Source organism: Lysobacter sp. Hz25 (assembly GCF_046097045.1).
GTDB lineage: Bacteria > Pseudomonadota > Gammaproteobacteria > Xanthomonadales > Xanthomonadaceae > Lysobacter > Lysobacter antibioticus_B.
In genome coordinates this window covers 3687167-3705218 of record NZ_CP175666.1, presented here as the reverse complement: position 1 = coordinate 3705218, position 18052 = coordinate 3687167, and the positions used below count along the sequence as shown (strand labels likewise).

The 18052-nt window shown below is 67.7% G+C and carries 16 protein-coding genes; 5 read left to right on the top strand and 11 right to left on the bottom strand.

Annotation, left to right across the window (positions count from 1 at the left end; all coding sequences use genetic code 11):
• Positions 1 to 624 precede the first annotated feature (624 nt).
• From ACKN61_RS15175 to ACKN61_RS15155, 5 genes are all read right to left on the bottom strand, one after another.
• The gene (locus ACKN61_RS15175) at positions 625 to 2709 is read right to left on the bottom strand and encodes a phosphocholine-specific phospholipase C (RefSeq protein WP_408950242.1); all 2085 of its coding nucleotides are present in this window, start codon (positions 2707 to 2709) and stop codon (positions 625 to 627) included.
• Between the two features lie 1017 nt (positions 2710 to 3726).
• A complete protein-coding gene (locus ACKN61_RS15170; RefSeq protein WP_408950241.1) occupies positions 3727 to 4191 on the bottom strand; it encodes an N-acetyltransferase family protein in 465 nt (154 codons plus the stop codon).
• A 2-nt stretch (positions 4192 to 4193) separates the two neighbouring features.
• Positions 4194 to 4760, bottom strand: coding sequence for an elongation factor P-like protein YeiP (gene yeiP, locus ACKN61_RS15165; protein ID WP_031373338.1), 567 nt, complete (start codon positions 4758 to 4760; stop codon positions 4194 to 4196).
• Positions 4761 to 4879: 119 nt separating this feature from the next.
• On the bottom strand, positions 4880 to 5650 hold the full coding sequence (locus tag ACKN61_RS15160) for an SDR family NAD(P)-dependent oxidoreductase (RefSeq protein WP_223620677.1): 771 nt from the start codon (positions 5648 to 5650) through the stop codon (positions 4880 to 4882).
• Between the two features lie 111 nt (positions 5651 to 5761).
• Positions 5762 to 6244 (bottom strand): GNAT family N-acetyltransferase, encoded by a 483-nt coding sequence (locus ACKN61_RS15155; protein WP_408950240.1) that lies wholly within the window; start codon positions 6242 to 6244, stop codon positions 5762 to 5764.
• A 326-nt stretch (positions 6245 to 6570) separates the two neighbouring features.
• On the opposite strand from ACKN61_RS15155, the gene ACKN61_RS15150 reads away from it, so the two are divergent.
• A complete protein-coding gene (locus ACKN61_RS15150) occupies positions 6571 to 6936 on the top strand; it encodes a hypothetical protein (RefSeq protein ID WP_408950239.1) in 366 nt (121 codons plus the stop codon).
• 88 nt (positions 6937 to 7024) lie between these two features.
• Positions 7025 to 7462 carry a DUF4279 domain-containing protein gene (locus tag ACKN61_RS15145; RefSeq protein WP_408950238.1) on the top strand — a complete coding sequence of 146 codons (438 nt, stop codon included), beginning with the start codon at positions 7025 to 7027 and terminating at the stop codon, positions 7460 to 7462.
• 19 nt (positions 7463 to 7481) lie between these two features.
• On the opposite strand, the gene ACKN61_RS15140 is transcribed toward ACKN61_RS15145, so the two are convergent.
• From ACKN61_RS15140 to ACKN61_RS15115, 6 genes are all read right to left on the bottom strand, one after another.
• A complete protein-coding gene (locus ACKN61_RS15140) occupies positions 7482 to 10067 on the bottom strand; it encodes an EAL domain-containing protein (protein ID WP_408950237.1) in 2586 nt (861 codons plus the stop codon).
• Positions 10064 to 10960, bottom strand: a complete 897-nt coding sequence (locus ACKN61_RS15135; protein ID WP_031373344.1) for a hydroxymethylglutaryl-CoA lyase — start codon at positions 10958 to 10960, stop codon at positions 10064 to 10066. Before ACKN61_RS15135 ends, ACKN61_RS15140 begins: the two co-directional genes overlap by 4 nt.
• Positions 10957 to 11589 (bottom strand): hypothetical protein, encoded by a 633-nt coding sequence (locus ACKN61_RS15130; RefSeq protein WP_408950236.1) that lies wholly within the window; start codon positions 11587 to 11589, stop codon positions 10957 to 10959. Before ACKN61_RS15130 ends, ACKN61_RS15135 begins: the two co-directional genes overlap by 4 nt.
• Positions 11590 to 12093: 504 nt before the next feature.
• Positions 12094 to 14142, bottom strand: a complete 2049-nt coding sequence (locus ACKN61_RS15125) for an acetyl/propionyl/methylcrotonyl-CoA carboxylase subunit alpha (protein ID WP_408950235.1) — start codon at positions 14140 to 14142, stop codon at positions 12094 to 12096.
• A 184-nt stretch (positions 14143 to 14326) separates the two neighbouring features.
• Positions 14327 to 14716, bottom strand: coding sequence for a VOC family protein (locus ACKN61_RS15120; protein WP_408950234.1), 390 nt, complete (start codon positions 14714 to 14716; stop codon positions 14327 to 14329).
• Positions 14717 to 14741: 25 nt separating this feature from the next.
• Complete coding sequence (locus tag ACKN61_RS15115; protein WP_408950233.1) at positions 14742 to 15524, bottom strand: enoyl-CoA hydratase-related protein; 783 nt, start codon at positions 15522 to 15524, stop codon at positions 14742 to 14744.
• 130 nt (positions 15525 to 15654) lie between these two features.
• On the opposite strand from ACKN61_RS15115, the gene ACKN61_RS15110 reads away from it, so the two are divergent.
• Genes ACKN61_RS15110 through ACKN61_RS15100 form a run of 3 tightly spaced genes read left to right on the top strand, consistent with a single transcriptional unit; the run spans position 15655 to position 18023 of the window.
• Positions 15655 to 15909: a ferrous iron transport protein A gene (locus ACKN61_RS15110; protein ID WP_408950232.1), complete on the top strand. Its 255-nt coding sequence runs from the start codon at positions 15655 to 15657 to the stop codon at positions 15907 to 15909.
• The gene (locus tag ACKN61_RS15105) at positions 15906 to 17777 is read left to right on the top strand and encodes a ferrous iron transporter B (RefSeq protein WP_408950231.1); all 1872 of its coding nucleotides are present in this window, start codon (positions 15906 to 15908) and stop codon (positions 17775 to 17777) included. The genes ACKN61_RS15110 and ACKN61_RS15105 overlap by 4 nt, the downstream gene beginning before the upstream one ends.
• A gap of 3 nt (positions 17778 to 17780) precedes the next feature.
• Positions 17781 to 18023, top strand: a complete 243-nt coding sequence (locus ACKN61_RS15100; RefSeq protein ID WP_408950230.1) for a DUF6587 family protein — start codon at positions 17781 to 17783, stop codon at positions 18021 to 18023.
• Positions 18024 to 18052 lie beyond the last annotated feature (29 nt).

Here is an 18052-nt window from a genome sequence, read left to right as displayed (position 1 = left end):
CCTTCGGTCAAAGCTAACCAAAGAAAAGGCCTTCCTTGACGAAGCTCCCCTGCGAGTGCGCAGCTCGCGCCGGGATTTTCCGATAAGACGTCCCTGTCTTATCGGGTCATTCCATTCAGGAGCCGGCCGCACGTCCTGTGCGGCGCCCTCCGGGTCTCCAGGTGTTCTCGCAAGATCGATACTGCGCCAAGCTTTTTACGGCAAAGGCAAAGGCAAAGGCAAAGGCAAAGGCGAAGGCAAAGGCAAAGGCAAAGGCAACGGCAAAGGCAACGGCAAAGGCAACGTCCGTTGCGTTTGCGGATCTTGGCTGGGGGTGTCGCGACTTACCTCGCTCCTGCACTCGATGCAGCGTCGCCCCCTGTAGGAGCGGCGTGAGCCGCGACCTCCACCCGATGCGACAGACACGGCCGGGGGCGCCGGCTTCGTGGACGTGCGCTGCCTATGCAGATCCCGTCTTCGGGCGGTCGCGACTTGCGTCGCTCCTACTCCAAAGCGGCGCCGCTCCATTGGGTAGGAGCGGCGCAAGCCGCGACCGTGATGTTCGGGGGCGTCGTAACTGCGAGGTCTCGATCGGCGTCAACGCCGCCCTCTACCGAGAGCGGCGTCGTGGCATACGAAGCAGGCTCAGACCCCGATCGCCGGATCGCTGACGCTCGCCGTGCCGTTTTCGGCATGGCCGGCGATGCGGCGCAGCCAACCGGTATCCGAATCGGAGGTGATGCTGAAGTCGTACCAGCGCTTGCTCGTGGCGAGCGGCCAGTGGTCGCGCAGGGTCGCGCCCGGCGCCAGGTCGTAATGGCGCGCGGGTGCGTCGCTGTAGCGGTTCGCGCGCAGGCTCAGGCGGCAGGCGGCGCGGCCGCGGTTGACGAATTCGAGCACCAGCATTTCGCCGATCGCGTCGTGGCGGACCGAGACTTCCGGGGCCGCACCCTGGGCCGCGGTCGCCTTGAGCAAGTCGCCGCGGAACACGCGCAGGAAACCGTTCGGGCCATAGGCCGAAAGATCGTAGATGCCCTTGGTGTACTGCTTGGCGCTCCAGTAATCCGACAGCTGCGTGCCCGGGTCGAGCGTGTAGTACCAGGGGCCGTCGCTGCGGTTGCCGGCATACACGTTGAAGCAGGCGCCGGCGATGCCGTCGTTGCCGAAATCCAGCCAATAACGCCCGCTGCTCGCTTCGATGCGTCCGTCGACGCGCAGCTCGTAAGGCAGCGCGCGCGCCGGCCGCTGGCCGCGTTCCTGGCGCGGCATCCGCGCTTGCGCGGGCGGTTTGGGCGTCGCCAGTTTGCAGCTGGCGTCGGCGCCGGACATGGCGCCGTCGGTGTCGGGCAGGGCCGGCCACTGCGCATTCGGATTGGCGAAATCGAAGGCCGTGCTGAGGTCGCCGGCAACGGTGCGGCGCCAGGCGCTGATGTTCGGCTCGGCGATGCCGAAGCGCGCTTCCAGGAAGCGCAGCACCGAGGTGTGGTCGAACACCTGCGAATTGACCCAGCCGCCCTTGCTCCACGGCGAGATCACGAACATCGGCACGCGCACGCCGAGGCCGACCGGCACGCCGTTGTAGTTCTCGGTCGCGGTATCGACCGTGCTCTTGCCGAGGCTGGAGGTGATCGCCGGCAGCGGCGGCGGCACGTGGTCGAAGAAGCCGCCGTTCTCGTCGTAATTGATGATGAAGACGGTCTTGGACCAGACCTCGGGATTGGCGACCAGGGCTTCGAGCAGGCGCGCGGTCAGCGACTCGCCGTAGGCCGGCGTGGCTTCCGGGTGCTCGCTCATGATGTACGGCGGCACGATCCACGACACCGCGGGCAAGGTGCCTTCGCGCACGTCCTTGGCGAAATCGGCGATCAGGTATTCGCCGCGCGAGGCCTTGGCGTTCTCGGCGGTGGAACCCGGCGCCCAGGCGCGGCCGCGTTTGTAGAGTTCGGACTGACGGTCGAGCTTGCGGAAGTTCGCGAAGTAGGGGAGCGAGTTGTCGCCGTAGTTGTCGTGTTCCTGGTACACCCGCCAGGCGATGCCGGCGTTTTGCAGACGCTCGGCATAAGTCGTCCAGCGATGGCCGACGAAGGTCGGCTTGTCCAACGCCATGTCGGCGGTCCAGTTGCCGTCGTCGGCGTTGTTGACCGCCTGGGGGCCGAAATCGCCGACGGTCATGCCGCTGGTGCCGGCGAACAAATGCATGCGGTTCGGATTGGTCGGGCCGTGGTGCGAGCAGTAATAGGCGTCGCACACCGTGAACGCGTCGGCCAGCGCGTAGTAGAACGGCAGGTCCTCGCGGGTGAAATGGCCCATGCACATCGGACCCTTGGTCGCGACCCAGGCGTTGTAGTCCTTCCAGCGCGTGTGCGAGCCCTTCCAGCTGTGGTCGATATCGGCCATGCAATGCGCGGCGGTGCTGCGGGTGTCGAGATGGAACGGCAGCACGGCCTGCGCGTTGGTCGTCGACTTCGGCTGCTGCCAGACCGTCTTGCCGCCCGGCAGCGGAATCGGGCGCGGGTCGTCGAAGCCGCGCACCCCGCGCAGCGCGCCAAGGTAATGATCGAAGGAGCGGTTTTCCTGCATCAGGATCACCACGTGCTGCACGTCCTGGATCGTGCCGCTGACGCGTGCGGCCGGCGTGGCCAGCGCAGCCCTGATCGAAGGAGGCAGCAGGCCCAGCGCGGCGGACGCGCCGGCGAGTTTGAGGAAGTCGCGACGGGTGGATGCGGTCAAGGCCTGGCTCCGGTGCTGGGCGCGGCGGCGTATCGCCGCAGGAAAAGATAAGCCTGAGCGCTACAGATTGCAGGTTTGTGGCAGCGTCGCGCCAGCGGGGCGGGTCACGTTTTCGCAAGCGCGCGCGGACGATCGACAGGGGAAATTATGTGAGCGTCATCGCGGCGTGCGGATTTGGCGATGCTTTCGTTGCGCTCATGCCGGGATGTATATGCGCGAAATTACAGCGTTTAGAGGCGTTTTCCTGGGGTGATGCAAGCAGCCGACGCGCCAGGGATAGCAGCGACGCAAGTCGCGATCATGCGATCGAAAGATTAGTCGGCGCTTTGCTTTCGTTTTCGCGGATCACACCGCTCCTACCCGGCGCCAGCGGTCTTCTGTAGGAGCGACGTGAGTCGCGACCCACGTTGCGTGGAGAATTTCGTAGTAGCCGCGATCCCGCGGTCGCGGCTCACGCCGCTCCTACCCGGAGCCGGCGACTTTCTGTAGGAGCGACGTGAGTCGCGACCCACGTTACGCAGAGAGTTTCGTAGTAGCCGCGATCCCGCGGTCGCGGCTCACGCCGCTCCTACAAGAGCCGATGCACCAGGGGTAGGAGCGACGTGAGTCGCGACCCACGTTGCGCGGAGGGTTTCGTCGTGGCCGTGGTTTCGCGGTCGCGGCTCGCGCCGCTCCTACCCGGAGCCGGCGACTTTCTGTAGGAGCGACGTGAGTCGCGACCCACGTTACGCAGAGAGTTTCGTAGTAGCCGCGATCCCGCGGTCGCAGCTCACGCCGCCCCTACAAGAGCCGATGCATCAGGGGTAGGAGCGACGCAAGTCGCGACCCACATTGCGCGGAGAATTTCGTAGTAGCCGCGATCCCGCGGTCGCGGCTCACGCCGCTCCTACCCGGAGCCGGCGACTTTCTGTAGGAGCGACGTGAGTCGCGACCCACGTTACGCAGAGAGTTTCGTAGTAGCCGCGATCCCGCGGTCGCGGCTCGCGCCGCTCCTACCCGGAGCGGGACCGACGCTGCTCAGTCGCGCAACCACTTGGTCATCAGCCGGCGCGGATGCGCCGCATAGCCCGCGCGTTCGTAAATGCCGCGCGCATGGGCGTTGTCGTCGTTGACCTCGAGCCGCAAGGCATCCAGACCCTCGGCCCGGCATAGCGCTTCGATCTCGGCCAACGCCCGCTTGGCCAGGCCGCCGCCGCGATGCGCGGGCAACACGAACAATTCGTCGAGCAGGCCGTAGCGGCCGCCGAATTCCAGGCTGAAACAGAAACCGAGGACGAAATAGCCGGCGATCTCGCCGTCGCGTTCGATCAAACGCAGGCGGCCGGCAGTGGCGTCGGCCACCAACGTCGCGAGTGCGCGACGCAGGGCGGCCTCGTTCCAGGGCAGGTGCTCGACTTCGTAGAACTCGCGCAGCACCGGCAACAGACGCGGAAGGTCCGCGTCGGTCGCCGCTGCGAAACGATAGTCGGAACCTTGCGCCACGATCAGTCGGCGCGGCCGGCGAATTCGCCTGTGGCCGTGTTGACCAGCACGCGCTCGCCGTTGCCGATGTATTCCGGAACCATGATCTCGATACCGGTCTGCAGCTTGGCCGGCTTCGGACGCTTGGTTGCGGTGCCGCCCTTGAGTTCCGGCGGGGTCTCGACCACTTCCAGGGCCACGCTGGCCGGCAGCTGCAGCGCTACCGGCTGATCGTCGATGATCTGCACGTAGCAACCGCTGAGGTCGTCGACGATATAGCCGGCGTCGTCGCCGACCACGTCGGCATCGAGCGTGTACGGCGTGTAGTCCTCGTCGTCGAGGAACACGAACGCATCGCCGTCCTTGTACGAATAGGTGACCTGGCGGCGGGTCAGTTCGACTTCCTTGAGCTCGTCGTCGCCGCCGACGCTCAGGTCGAACTTGGTGCCGCCCGGAACCGAGTACATGGTGAAGCGGAACTTGACGTTGCCGCCGCGACCCTGCGGCGAGCTGCGTTCGATGTCGCGCACCTGGTACACGGTGTTGTTGTGCTCGATTACGTTACCTTTTTTTACGTCGTAGGCTTTCATTGGTTTGGGGCCGGGAATAGGGAATGGGGAATAGAGAATCGTGAGAGCAGAAGCCAGCGAACGGGAACTAGGGGGGGAGCCGCTTTGCGATTCCCGATTCTCCATTCCCGATTCCCGGCTTACTTCGGCGCCAACCGCGTAGCGCCGTCGAGGCGGATGGTTTCGCCGTTGAGGTAACGGTTGCCGAGGATGTAGGCGACCAGGTCGGCGAACTCCTCCGGACGGCCGAGGCGCGAGGGGAAGGGGATCGAAGCGCTCAGCGACTGCTGCACCGAGTCCGGCATGCCGTCGACCATCGGGGTCCAGAAGATGCCGGGGGCGACCGTCATCACGCGGATGCCGAAGCGCGAAAATTCGCGCGCCATCGGCAGGGTCATGCCGACCACGCCGGCCTTCGAGGCCGAGTACGCGGCCTGGCCGATCTGGCCCTCGTAGGCGGCCACCGAAGCGGTGTTGACGATCACGCCGCGCTCGCCGTCTTCGCCGGCTTCGTTGTGCTGCATCAGGTTGGCCGCGGCCTTGGCGACGTTGAAGCTGCCGACCAGGTTGACCATGACCGTGGTCTGGAACTGCGACAACGCCATCGGCGCGTCCTTGCCGAGCACGCGGCCGGCGCCGAGGATGCCGGCGCAGTTGATCGTCGCGTTGAGGCCGCCGAGGAATTCCTTGGCGGCGCCGAGGTTGGCGGCCACGCCGGCTTCGTCGGTCACGTCGGTGCGGAAATAGCGGGCCTTGTCGGCGCCCAGTTCGGCGACGGCCAGCGCGCCCTTGTCGTCGTTGACGTCGAACAGGGCGACCTTGCCGCCGCGGGCGACCAGGTGCTGGGCCACGGCCAGGCCGAGGCCGGAAACGCCGCCGGTGATCACGGCGCGGACGTTGTCGAGTTGCATGAGCGGTCCTGAAGGCGGAAAGGGCGCCATTCTAAAGGACCCGCCGGGCTGGCGTCGGGGCAGGGCGCTGCAGTCCCTGTGGCCCGGTCGGGCCCGCCAGGCCTTGCAAACCTAAACCGAGCGCAGATACCAGGTGTGGCTGCCGGGCAGTTCCCCGTAGCCCATCGGTGCCTCCAGCAGCTGGAAGCTGTTGCCCTGCAGCAAGCGCTGGGCCTCGCTCATCCGGTCCAGCATCTCGGCATAACACTGGCCGAAGCCGAACCCGCGCGCCGTCAGCAGGCATTTGTCCAGCAGCGCCTGGCCCAGGCCCAGCCCGCGCACCGACGGCAGCAGGTAGAACTTGCGCAGCTCGCAGGTGCCGTCGTCGCCGCCGAGCAAGGGCGCGATGCCGGCGCCGCCGCCTAGCTTGCCGTCGCGTTCGACCACGAAATACGCGCTGCGCGGCCGGCTGTAGAAGCGCTGCATGGCATCCACTTCCGGGTCGCTGACCGAGCCGGCGCCGAATTCCGCCTGCACCTGCCGGGCGATGGCCGCCAGCGCGGCATCGTCGCGGGGCAGGATCGGACGCACTACGACACCGGGCGGCAAGGTCATGCGGGCGGAACTCTTCGAAGGGATCGGGCTACATCCTCGCTCAGGTCGGGGCGCTTGCGAAGATGTTGAGGCTGGCCGAGGGCTCAGGGAACCGCCTGGCGTGCGCCTCCGAACGCCCGGTGTCCGTATTGCCGCTGCGATTGCGTTTATGCGCGCGGCCGCTGGGCCTTGTCTGCTTGGCGAATCATTCTGGTTCTGTCACAGATACAGGTTGGGTAGGCTGCGGACATCCTGGTATGGCAGCATGTCGGTTTCGTCCGCCGTGCCGGCCAGGCCATCCGACTCCCGCCCACAGCAGAGCAGAGGCCTGTTTCATGCAAGAAGGTTTGAGCGCCCTGGTAGCGCTAAGCGTCGCCCGTGCGCCCTATAACGCGCTGACCCCGGCGGTCGTATCCGAGTTCTGCACGCGGTACGGTCTTCCGCCCGAACAGTTTCAGCACCGGTTCGCGCGCTTCGTCGCCTGCGAGTTCGCCATGGGCGAGCTGTCCTATGCCGACGCCGACTGCGCCATCAACGATCTGGCCGCTTACGTCTGGCAGGACATACAAAGTCTGGTGCTCCGGATTTATCACGCTTTCGATAGCGGCGAGTATCGTCGTTCGCATGATGCTGAAGGTACGATTCCCTGGCAAAAATACACCCTGCCGGAAATCATGGCGTTGCTCGACGAGCAAGGCTGGCTCGTTGAATAGCCGCGACGACTGCGTTCGCCCGTATAGCCGTTGGTAACCGATCGCTCACTGCCTCGGATGGTCTGACATATGAAGATAAGGACAGTCGATGGGCGCTTTGGATCATTCATTCGCGACACTGCGCCTGTTCGGTGACGATCTCGTTCCGGACGCTATCAGCGCATTGCTGGGGGCGCAGCCGAGTGCAGCGGTAAGCAAGGGCGAAACGGTTGGAATAGGCAGCGATGGCGCCACCCGGATCGCTAAGACCGGCAGTTGGAGATTGAGAGCGACGAACCGGGAGCCGGAGGATCTGGAAGCGCAAGTGTTCGAAATTCTCGACCAGTTGTCCGCCGATCCGAACATCTGGCAATCGCTGGCGCGCTACGAACCCGATCTTTTCTGCGGCCTTTTCATGCGCAGCGGCAACGACGGTCTGGGCCTGTCCCCGAAGGCGTTGCTAGCGCTGGGCCAGCGAGGCATCGAGCTGATCCTGGACATCTACGATCCCGTCGACGAGGCCGACTCGGTGCAAAGGCCGCCCTGAGCTGAGGCGAAGCCGCGCCTCAACCCCGCATCCGGCCGAGGCAGTAGTCGCGCAGGTCGTTCGGGGCCAGCCCCGGCGCGAACAAGAAGCCTTGGCCGATGGCGACCCCGAGTTCGCGCAGGAAGGCGCGCTGGCGTTCGGTTTCGATGCCTTCGGCGACCAGGCCGAGGCCGAGGCTGCGGGCGATGCCGGTGACGGCCTGGCAGACGGCGACGTCGGACTGGTTGTCGGGCACGCCCTGGACGAACAACTGGCTCAGTTTGAGGCCGTGGATCGGCAGCCGGCGCAGGTAGTTGAGGGCGCTGTAGCCTTCGCCGAAATCGTCGATCGACAGGCTTACGCCGAGTTCGCGCAGGCGGGCGAAGGTGCGCACGGTGTCGGGGGCGTCCTCGATCAGTACGCGCTCGGTGAATTCCAGTTCCAGCGCGCTGCCGGACAGGCCGTACTCGGACAAGGCCTCGGTGACGCTGTTGGCGAGGTCGTCGCCGAGGAACTGGCGATAGGACACGTTGACCGCGACCCGCTCGATGCGCAGGCCCTGGTCGCGCCACTCGCGCAACTGCCGGCAGGCCTCGTGCAGGACCCAGCCGCCGATGCCGACGATGTCGCCGGTGGTTTCGGCGTGGCCGATGAAACGGTCCGGGCGCATTTCGCCGAGCGAGCGGTTGCGCCAGCGGATCAGGGCTTCGACCGCGATCACGCTGCCGTCGCTGAGGTCGACCTGCGGTTGATAGACCAGATGCAGTTCGTCGTTGTGCACCGCGCGCCGCAGATGGGTTTCCAGTTGCAGGCGATGCAGTTGCTGTTCGGCCAGTTCGGGCGTGAACGCCTGCCAGCTGTTGCGGCCGCGGCGCTTGCTGTCGTACATGGCGACGTCGGCGCTCTGGATCAGCTGCTGGGCGGTGCGGCCGTCGAGCGGCGACTGGGCGATGCCGATGCTCGCGGTGATGCTGAACTCCTCGCCGTCGACGCGAAAGCTGTCGCCGAAGGTTTCCAGGATGGAATCGGCGATGCGTTCGGCGCGCTGCGGCTCGCCGTCGAGCGAGCAGACCACCAGGAATTCGTCGCCGCCGAAGCGGGCGATCTGCGCGCGTTCGCCCACGGCCTGGCGGATGCGCCGCGCCGCCGACGCCAGCAGGCGGTCGCCGGCGGCATGGCCGAGCACGTCGTTGACGACCTTGAAGCGGTCGAGATCGATGTAGAGCACGGCGATGGGCGACTGCGGGAAAGTGTCGAGGCGTTGTTCGAGTTCGGCCTGCACGGCGTCGCGGTTGAGCAGGCCGGTCAGCGGATCGCTGCGTGCCTGTACCCGCAGGTGTTCCTCTTCGAGCTTGCGCTCGGTGATGTCCTGCAGGGTGCCGGTGATGACCTGGCCGATCGGCTCGCCGGTGCCGGCGTCGCCGATGACGCGCACCCAGAAGCTGCTGCCGTCCGGGCGCAGGCCTTGCACTTCCAGGTCCAGGCCGCGGCCGTTGCCGAGGCTGCGTTCGAGCCCGTTGCGCAGGCGGTGGCGGTCGAGCGGCCGCAGGCAGTTGAGCAATTCCTCGATCGAGACCAGCGGCGTGTCGTAGCCGAGGATGTGGGTGGCTTCGTCGGTCAGGTACAGACGGTCGCGGCCGGAGTCCCATTCCCAGCCGCCGATGTGCGCCAGCGCCTGGGCGCGGTCGAACAGGGCGCTGTCGCGCTTGAGCGCGGTGACGTTGGAGAACAGCGCGAACACCTGGTGCGGGCGGTCGCCGCCGGCCGGGAAGCGCGGCACCGCGGTCACCGACAGCCAGATCAGCTCGCGGCGGTCGCGGTGGTACAGACCGAGCACGGTGCTTTCGACGATGCGGCCGGTCGACAGGGCGACGGTGGACGGATACTGGTCCCGGCTGAGTTCGTGGCCGCGCTCGTCGATCACCATCCACTGCCCGGAACGCAGTTCGTCGGCGATGCTTTCGCCGCTGTGCAGCGACAGCAGGCGCATCGCCGCGCTGTTGGCGTAGACGATGCGCAGGTTGTCGTCCTGCACGATCACGCCGCGATCGATCAGCTCGACCAGCTCGCGGAAACGCAGTTCGGCTTCCTGGCGATTGCTGAGGTCGCGGGCGATGGCGATGATGCGGCGCTGGCCCTGATGCAGGAAGCCGGCCGAATGCACTTCGACCGGAAAGCGCGTGCCGTCGCCGCGCTTGTTGGTGACTTCGATGATGTAGCTCTGGCCGCGGTTGAGCGTTTCCCACACCGGGATCAGGTGATCGCGCGGCAGTTCCGGATTGAGGATGTGGATCGGCTGGCCGAGGATCTCGTCGCGGATGCGCCGGTGCTCCTGGGTGCCGTGGCGGTTGATCTCGACCACGGTGCCTTCTTCGTCGAGCACGGTGACCAGGTCGGGAATCGCATCGAAGGCAGCGCGATACAGGCAGGCGTGATCGGGCCCGGCGGCTTCGTGTCCGCTGCCGTTGCCGCCACGGCGCAAGGCTTCGGCGGCGTCGTTGAGCACGCGGCGCAAGCCGGGGTCGAGAGCGGGGTCGGCCAGTGCGCGTTCGAGCGCCGCCAGCGTGTCCGACACCGAGGCTTGCGCCGGCGGCAGCGGAGCGTCAGCGGGCGCGTCGGGCTTCACGCGGCGAGCGCCTTGCCGACCTTGCTGCCGGTTTCGCGGCCGAGCAGGCCGGCGAGCCAGCGTCCGGTCTCTGCCAGCGCGTCGAGGTCGACGCCGGTCTCGATGCCGAGCCCGTGCAGCATGTAGACCACGTCTTCGCTGGCGACGTTGCCGCTGGCGCCCTTGGCGTAGGGGCAGCCGCCGGTGCCGGAGACCGCCGAGTCGACCACGGCCACGCCTTCTTCCAGGCAGGCCAGGATGTTCGACAAGGCCTGGCCATAGGTGTCGTGGAAGTGCACGGCCAGCGCCGCGGTCGGCACTTCCGAGGCCACTGCCTTGAACATCGCCCGCGCCTTGCCCGGTGTGCCGACGCCGATGGTGTCGCCGAGCGAAACCTCGTAGCAGCCCATCGCATGCAGCGCGCGCGCCACGCGCACCACGTCGGCGACCGGCACCGCGCCCTGGTAGGGGCAGCCGAGCACGGTGGAGACATAGCCGCGCACCGCTACGCCGTCGGCCTTGGCGCGCGCCATCACCGGTTCGAAGCGGGCCAGCGACTCGTCGATGCTGGCGTTGATGTTGGTGCGGTTGAACGCTTCCGAGGCCGCGGTGAACACCGCGATCTCTTCCACGCCGACCGCGCGTGCGCGTTCGTAGCCTTGTTCGTTCGGCACCAGCACCGGGTAATGCACGCCGGGCTTGCGATGGATGCCGGCGAAGACCTCGGCGGCGTCGGCGAGCTGCGGCACCCATTTCGGGCTGACGAAACTGGTCGCTTCGATGCTGCGCAGGCCGGTCGCCGACAGGCGATCGATCAGGGCGATCTTGTCGGCGGTGGCGATCTGCGTCTTCTCGTTCTGCAGTCCGTCGCGCGGACCGACTTCGACGATACGTACGGAAGCGGGCTGGGTCATCGTGTGTCCTTGGCGGTGGCGCGTTGCAGCACCATGGCTTTCTTGTCGGTGTCGTAGAGCAGGCCGGCGTGCTCTTCGAGGGTGTCGCGCAGTTGTTGCGACGTGCCCTCGACCAGGGCGAAGCGGTCTTCGAGTTTGCGCCCGCGCAGGCTGCCGGCGGCGATCGCCGTAAGCGCACGTTGCGAGTCGGGCAACCAGGCGTTGGCCTGGTCGCCTTCGATGCGGTACAGGACCAGGAATACGGCGCCGGCCGGCGCGGTCTTGCTGAGTTGCTTCTGCTCGGCCCCGATCGCGCGCTCGGCATCGGCGGGAGTCAGGACGATGTAGCGGTCGCGTCCGACCTTGAAACCGGTCAGGTCGAGTGCGACCGGTTGCTCGCGCAGGCCGGGCCAGTCCTCGGTGTGGCAGCGCGCGTCGATACGGATGCGTTTGGCGATGCCGTCGGCGCGCAGATTCCACTCGCCGGGCAGCTCCGGGTCGCAACTGCGTTCGGCCACCGGCGAGCGCTCGAAGGCGACGCAGCCGCCGAGCAGGCCCAGCGATACCGCCAGCGCGCCGAGCAACGCGCCGCGCCGGCGCGGCGTGGCCGCGGACGAGGGCGGGGCGTGCTCGGGCGGGGTCGCTTTCATCGAGGGCCGTTGGGCATGGGGCGGTAGGACCGAATGATCGGGCGCGAGAGCTCCGCTGCGAAAGGCATCATGAGCCCGAAAAGCGGCAAAGCTCAAGCGGGAGCCCGGGTTGCGCTATTGCAACCGCGGTTTTTTCCAGTTGCGACCGAGGGCTGTGCCTCCATGTCCGTGCCGTCCCCCACTACGCGCCAGCTACTCCCGCTATCCCGTGGTATTCCCCCTTTGGAAAAGGGGGGTAGGGGGATTTGCTCCGCACGTCCCGACCGAAGTGTCCCGGAGCGCAAAGCAAATCCCCCGCGCGATGGGGTTCACAGCGGCATCGCACTTGCGTTGCGCGCCGCCCCCTTTGCAAAGGGGGCGATTTCACGATGGTTCGCGATTCTTCCCGCCTGCCGCGCCGGTTCCACTCCGATGCCCGTGCAGTTCCCCCCTTTGAAAAAGGGGGGGCAGGGGGGATTTGCTCTTGCAACTCCAGTCGCAGCGCAAAGTCCCCGCCGGGTAACCTCAGGCCGTTTCCAGCGTCGCCAGCACGGCGTCGGCTTCGACGAAATCGCCGGCCACTGCGCGCACTTCGGCGAGGATGCCGGCGCGCGGCGCCTTCAGGCTCAGCTCCATCTTCATCGCTTCGATCACCATCACTTCCTGGCCGGCCTCGACCGCATCGCCGGCGGCGAGCTTGACCACGACCACGCGGCCGGGCATCGGCGCGGTGACGTTGTTGCCGGAACCGGACGCGGCGCTGTGTTCGTGGCGGTACATCGGCACCGATTCCAGGCGCAGGCGGCGCTGGCCGTCGTGCATGACCACGCGGCCGCCGTTCTCGGTCAGGCCGTCGCCGAAGGCGGTCAGGCGACGGGCGCGGCCGTCGATGCGCAGGCTCAGTTCGGCGTCGTCGAGGCGCGCACCCTGGACCTGGTGTTGAACGTCGGCGAGCGCAGGAATCTCGATGCGGTAATCGCCGCCGCTGCCGTGCGCCTGCAACTCCAGGCGCTCGTCGCGCTGGACGAAGGCCAGGCTGCGGCGGCCGCCGTGGCCGAGGCGCCAGCCGTCGGCGATCGCCCACGGCGAATCCGGGTCGTTGGAGGCGGCGGCGTTATCGCGGCTGCGGCGTTCCTGCGCCAGCAACTGGACCACGGTCGCGCCGATCAGCAGGTCGCGGTCGCCGGCGGCGTCGACCTGCGCCGAGGGCATGAATTCCTCGAGATGACGGTCGAGATAACCGGTGTCGATGCGGCCTTCGACCACCGCGGGATGGCGGACGAGGCGTTCGAGGAATTCGATGTTCGACTTCGGCCCGGCGATCTCGCATTGGGCGAGCGCGCCGCGCAGGCGCGCCAGCGCACGCGGACGGTCCTGGTCGAACACGATCAGCTTGGCGATCATCGGGTCGTAGAAGATCGTCACCGTGTCGCCTTCGATCACGCCCGAATCCAGGCGCACATGGGCGTCGGCGGACGGCAGGCGCAAGCGTTCCAGCTTGCCCGAGCCCGGCAGGAAACCGGCTTCGGGGTCTTCGGCATACAAACGCACTTCGATCGCGTGGCCGTGCTGGCCGATGCTGTCCTGCGCGCGCGGCAGGGCTTCGCCGGCGGCGACGCGCAACTGCCACTCGACCAGGTCCAGGCCGGTGACGAGCTCGGTGACCGGGTGCTCGACCTGCAGGCGGGTGTTGATTTCCATGAAATAGAAACCGCCCGGCTGTCCATCGGCATCCTGACCGACGATGAACTCCACGGTGCCGGCGTTGACGTAGTCGATCGCTTGCCCGGCCAGCACCGCCGCCGCGCCCATCGTCGCGCGCAGTTCGGCGCTGAGGAACGGCGACGGCGATTCTTCCAGCACCTTCTGGTAGCGGCGCTGGGCCGAACACTCGCGCTCGTTGAGGTGGATCACCTGGCCGTGGCGGTCGCCGAAAATCTGGATCTCGATGTGGCGCGGGCGTTCGACGTAGCGTTCGAGCAGCACGCGGTCGCGGCCGAAGGCATTGCGCGCCTCGCGCTGGCAGCTTTCCAGCAGGGCGAGGAATTCTTCGCTCGCGCGCACGATGCGCATGCCCTTGCCGCCGCCGCCGTGGGCGGCCTTGATCATCAGCGGATAGCCGATGCGGTCGGCTTCGCCGTGCAGCAGCGCCGGGTCCTGGTTCTCGCCGGTATAACCCGGCACCACCGGCACGCCGGCCGCCTGCATCAGCTCTTTGGCGCCGGCCTTGCTGCCCATCTTGCGCATCGAGGCGGCCTTGGGGCCGATGAAGGCGATGCCCGCGGCCTCGACCGCGTCGGCGAAGTCGGCGTTCTCGCTGAGGAAGCCGTAGCCGGGGTGGATCGCCTGGGCGCCGCAGCGCAGCGCCACCTCGATGATGGCGTCGCCGCGCAGATAGCTGTCGGCCGGGCGCGGGCCGCCGATCGGATAGGCCTCGTCGGCCTGGCGCACGTGTTGGGCGTCGGCGTCGGCCTCGGAATACACCGCGACGGTGCGGATGCCGAGACTGCGGCAAGTGCGGATGACGCGACAGGCGATCTCGCCGCGGTTGGCGATCAGGATTTTTTCAAACATGAAGGAGCACGCCGATCGGGCGCCGCAGCGCAGGGTGGAAGGAGGCCGCGCTGCGAACGGGTCGCGCGCGGTCTGCGTATTTTCGCCTAAGCATCGGCGCGGTGGGGCGGTTGGGATATCTGTGCCACGGCGCCGCCCGCGGCACGCCGTCGCAATACCGCGATGCGGTGCTGCAAGGTCGCCATCAGGCGGCCGGTGCGTGGCACACGGCCTCGACGTTGTTGCCGTCGGGGTCGATCACGTAGGCGCCGTAGTAGTCGGGGTGGTAATGCGGACGCACGCCCGGCGCGCCGTTGTCGGTGGCGCCGGCGGCCAGGGCCTCGGCGTGGAAGGCGTCGACCTGGGCGCGGCTGCCGGCGCTGAAGGCCACGTGGGTATCGCCGGACGGCTTGCTGCCCTTGCTGATCCAGAACCCGGGACGCTGCGGCGGGCCGAAACCGAAGACCTCATCGCCGCCGGTGATTTCCTTGCCGATCGTCGTTACCAGGCCGTAACCCAGCGGAGCCAGCGCGCGCAAATAGAAGTCGCGGCTGCGCAGGTGGTCGGCGGCGGATAAACCGAGATGGTCGAGCATGGGACGCTCCTTGGGGGACGGGCCCTTACGGGCACCAGTGGGCTTTGCGCTTGTCGAGGAAGGCCGACAGACCTTCCTGGCCCTCGGACGATACGCGCAGCGCCGCGATGAGCGCGGCATTGTCGGTGTCCAGGCGGGCGCCGTCGCGTTCGCCGGCGACGCGGCGGACCAGGGTCTTGGCCTGGGCGGCGGCGTGCGGGCCGGCCTTGAGCAACAGCGCGATCTGCTGCGCGACCGCGGCGTCGAGGGCGTCCTCGGCGACCACCTCGTGGAGCAGGCCGATGCGCAGGGCGGTGGCGGCGTCGAAGATTTCCGCGGTCGCGAACCAGCGCCGCGACTCGCGCGCGCCGATCGCCTCGATCACGTACGGCGAGATCACCGCCGGCAGCAGGCCCAGCTTGCTTTCGGTCAGGCCGAACTTGGCCGCCGGGGCGGCGAGGGCGATGTCGCAGCAGGCGACCAGGCCGACGCCGCCACCGAAGGCGGCGCCATGGACCCGGGCGATGGTCGGCTTGGGCAATTCGTTGAGGGTGCGCATCAAGCGCGCCAGGGCCAGGGCGTCCTCGCGGTTGGCCGCTTCGCTGGCCGCGGCCATGCCGCGCATCCAGTTGAGGTCGGCGCCGGCCGAGAACGAAGCGCCTTCGCCCTCGATCACCACCACGCGCACCTCGTCGTCGCCGGCGACGGCTTCCAACGCACCGGTCAGCGCCGCGATCAGGATGGCGTCGAAGGCGTTGTGCAGCTCCGGACGATTCAGGCGCAGGCGGGCGACGGGGCCCTCGCGCAGGCTCAGCAGCGGATGCGACATGGGGGATGGGGAGTTTGTAGGAGTTGGCGAATGATACCGTTCAGCTTGCCGCGTCCGCTCCTGTACGGTCGGCGGTGATAGAATGAGAACAATTCCCATTTGGGACGCCACCGTTCGTGGAAGCCACCCTTTGAAGCTGTCCGAACTGCCGCGCCGCACTGCGGCCACGGTCGAGTCCGTCGATGACCAGATTGCCAACGACACCATCGCAAGACGCCTGCGCGAACTCGGTTTCGTCAGCGGCGAGCGGGTCGAAGTAGTGGCCGCCGGCCCGCTCTCGGCCGAGCCGCTGCTGGTGCAGGTCGGCTATACGCGCTTCGCCCTGCGCCGCAGCGAAGCCGCGCGCGTGCGGGTGAAGTTGCTGGACGCGGAGCCGCGCTCATGAACGCCGCCGTCGCCGAACCCCTGCGCGTGGCCCTGGTCGGCAACCCGAATTGCGGCAAGACCGCGTTGTTCAACCTGCTGACCGGCAGCCGCCAGAAAGTCGCCAACTACGCCGGCGTCACCGTCGAGCGCAAGGAAGGCCGGCTGCGTGCGCCTTCGGGCCGCACCTACGCCGTGCTCGATCTGCCCGGCGCCTACAGCCTGCAGGCGGCGAGCCTGGACGAGGCGGTCACTCGCGACCTGCTGCGCGGTTTCTATCCCGGCGAGCGCGCGCCCGACGTGCTGCTGTGCGTGGTCGATGCGACCAACCTGCGCCTGCACCTGCGTTTCGCCCTGGAGCTGCGCGAACTCGGCCGGCCGATGGTGGTGGCGATCAATATGATGGACGCGGCCAAGCGCCGCGGCATCGAGATCGACCTGGCCGCGCTCGAGCGCGAGCTCGGCGTGCCGGTGGTGCCGACGGTCGCGGTCAAGCGCGACGGCGCCCACGCGCTGGTCGCCATGCTCGATCGCATCGCGGTCGAGCCGCGCGAACCGCACGAGCCGCGCGTGCGTCTCGGCGAAGGCGCCGACCTGCATGCCGAAACCCGCCGTCTGCTTGCCTTGACGGTGACCATGCCCACCCGCACCGCCAAGGTCGACGACGTGCTCGACCGCTGGCTGCTGCATCCGGTGCTGGGCCTGCTGACCCTGGCGGTGGTGATGTTCCTGATCTTCCAGGCGGTGTATGCCTGGGCGACGCCGTTGATGGACGGCATCGAGGCGGTCACCGCCTGGGTCGGCGAATGGGTCAAGGCGGCCCTGCCGGAAGGGCCGCTACGCAGCCTGTTGGTCGAGGGCATCATCGCCGGCCTCGGCGGGGTGATCGTGTTCCTGCCGCAGATCCTGATCCTGTTCGCCTTCATCCTGGCGCTGGAGGAGTCGGGCTATCTGCCGCGCGCTGCGTTCCTGCTCGACCGCATGATGGCCAGCGCCGGTCTGTCCGGGCGCTCGTTCATCCCCTTGTTGTCGAGCTTCGCCTGCGCCATCCCCGGGATCATGGCGACGCGGTCGATCCAGGACCCGCGCGACCGCCTGGCGACGATCCTGGTCGCGCCCTTGATGACCTGTTCGGCGCGCCTGCCGGTGTACGCCTTGCTGATCGGTGCGTTCATTCCGCAGCGCGAGGTCTGGGGCATGTTGAACCTGCAGGGGCTGGTGCTGTTCGGCCTGTACATGGCCGGCATCCTCAGCGCGCTGATGGTGTCGTGGGTGATGAAGAAGTGGCGCCGCGACAAGAGCGAACACGCCTTGTTGCTGGAGCTGCCCTCGTACCGCATACCGCATCCGCGCGATTTGTTGATCGGCCTGTGGGAGCGCGCCTGGATCTTCCTGCGCCGGGTCGGCGGCATCATTCTGTCGCTGACCATTCTGCTGTGGTTCCTGCTGTCGTTCCCGGGCGCGCCCGAGGGCGCGACCATGCCGGCCATCGACTACAGCTTCGCCGGCCGCATCGGCCACGCCATGACCGCGGTGTTCGCGCCGATCGGTTTCAACTGGCAGATCTGCATCGCCCTGATCCCGGGCATGGCCGCGCGCGAAGTCGCGGTGGCCTCGCTGGCGACGGTGTACGCCTTGTCGGCGGCCGACGACGAAGCCGCGGCGCAGGCGCTGAGCCCGATCATCACCGACACCTGGTCGTTGGCGACCGCGCTGTCCTTGCTGGTCTGGTTCATCTATGCACCGCAGTGCCTGTCGACCCTGGCGACGATCCGCCGCGAGACCAACTCGTGGAAGCAGGTGGCGATCAGCGCCGGCTATCTGTTCGCGCTGGCCTACTTGGCCTCGTTGTTGACCTATCAGGTCGCCGTTGCCTTGGGAGCGGGCTGAGCCATGGACGCCGGGCTGTTCGCGCAGTACGTGGTGATCGCGATCGCGGTGCTCGCCAGCGCCGTGGTCGTTGCGCGCAAACAGTTTCCCGGCGGCGTGCGCCGCCTGCGCGTGGCCTGCGCCTTGCCGCTGGTGCGCGACGGCCGGCCGCCGTGGCTGCGCCGGATCGGCAAGGCGATCGCGCCGGCGCCGCGCGCAGCCGGGCCGAATTGCGCCGGTTGCGACAGCTGCGGGCCGTCGGACTGAGCCCGCAATACCCGCCTGCATCAAACGCA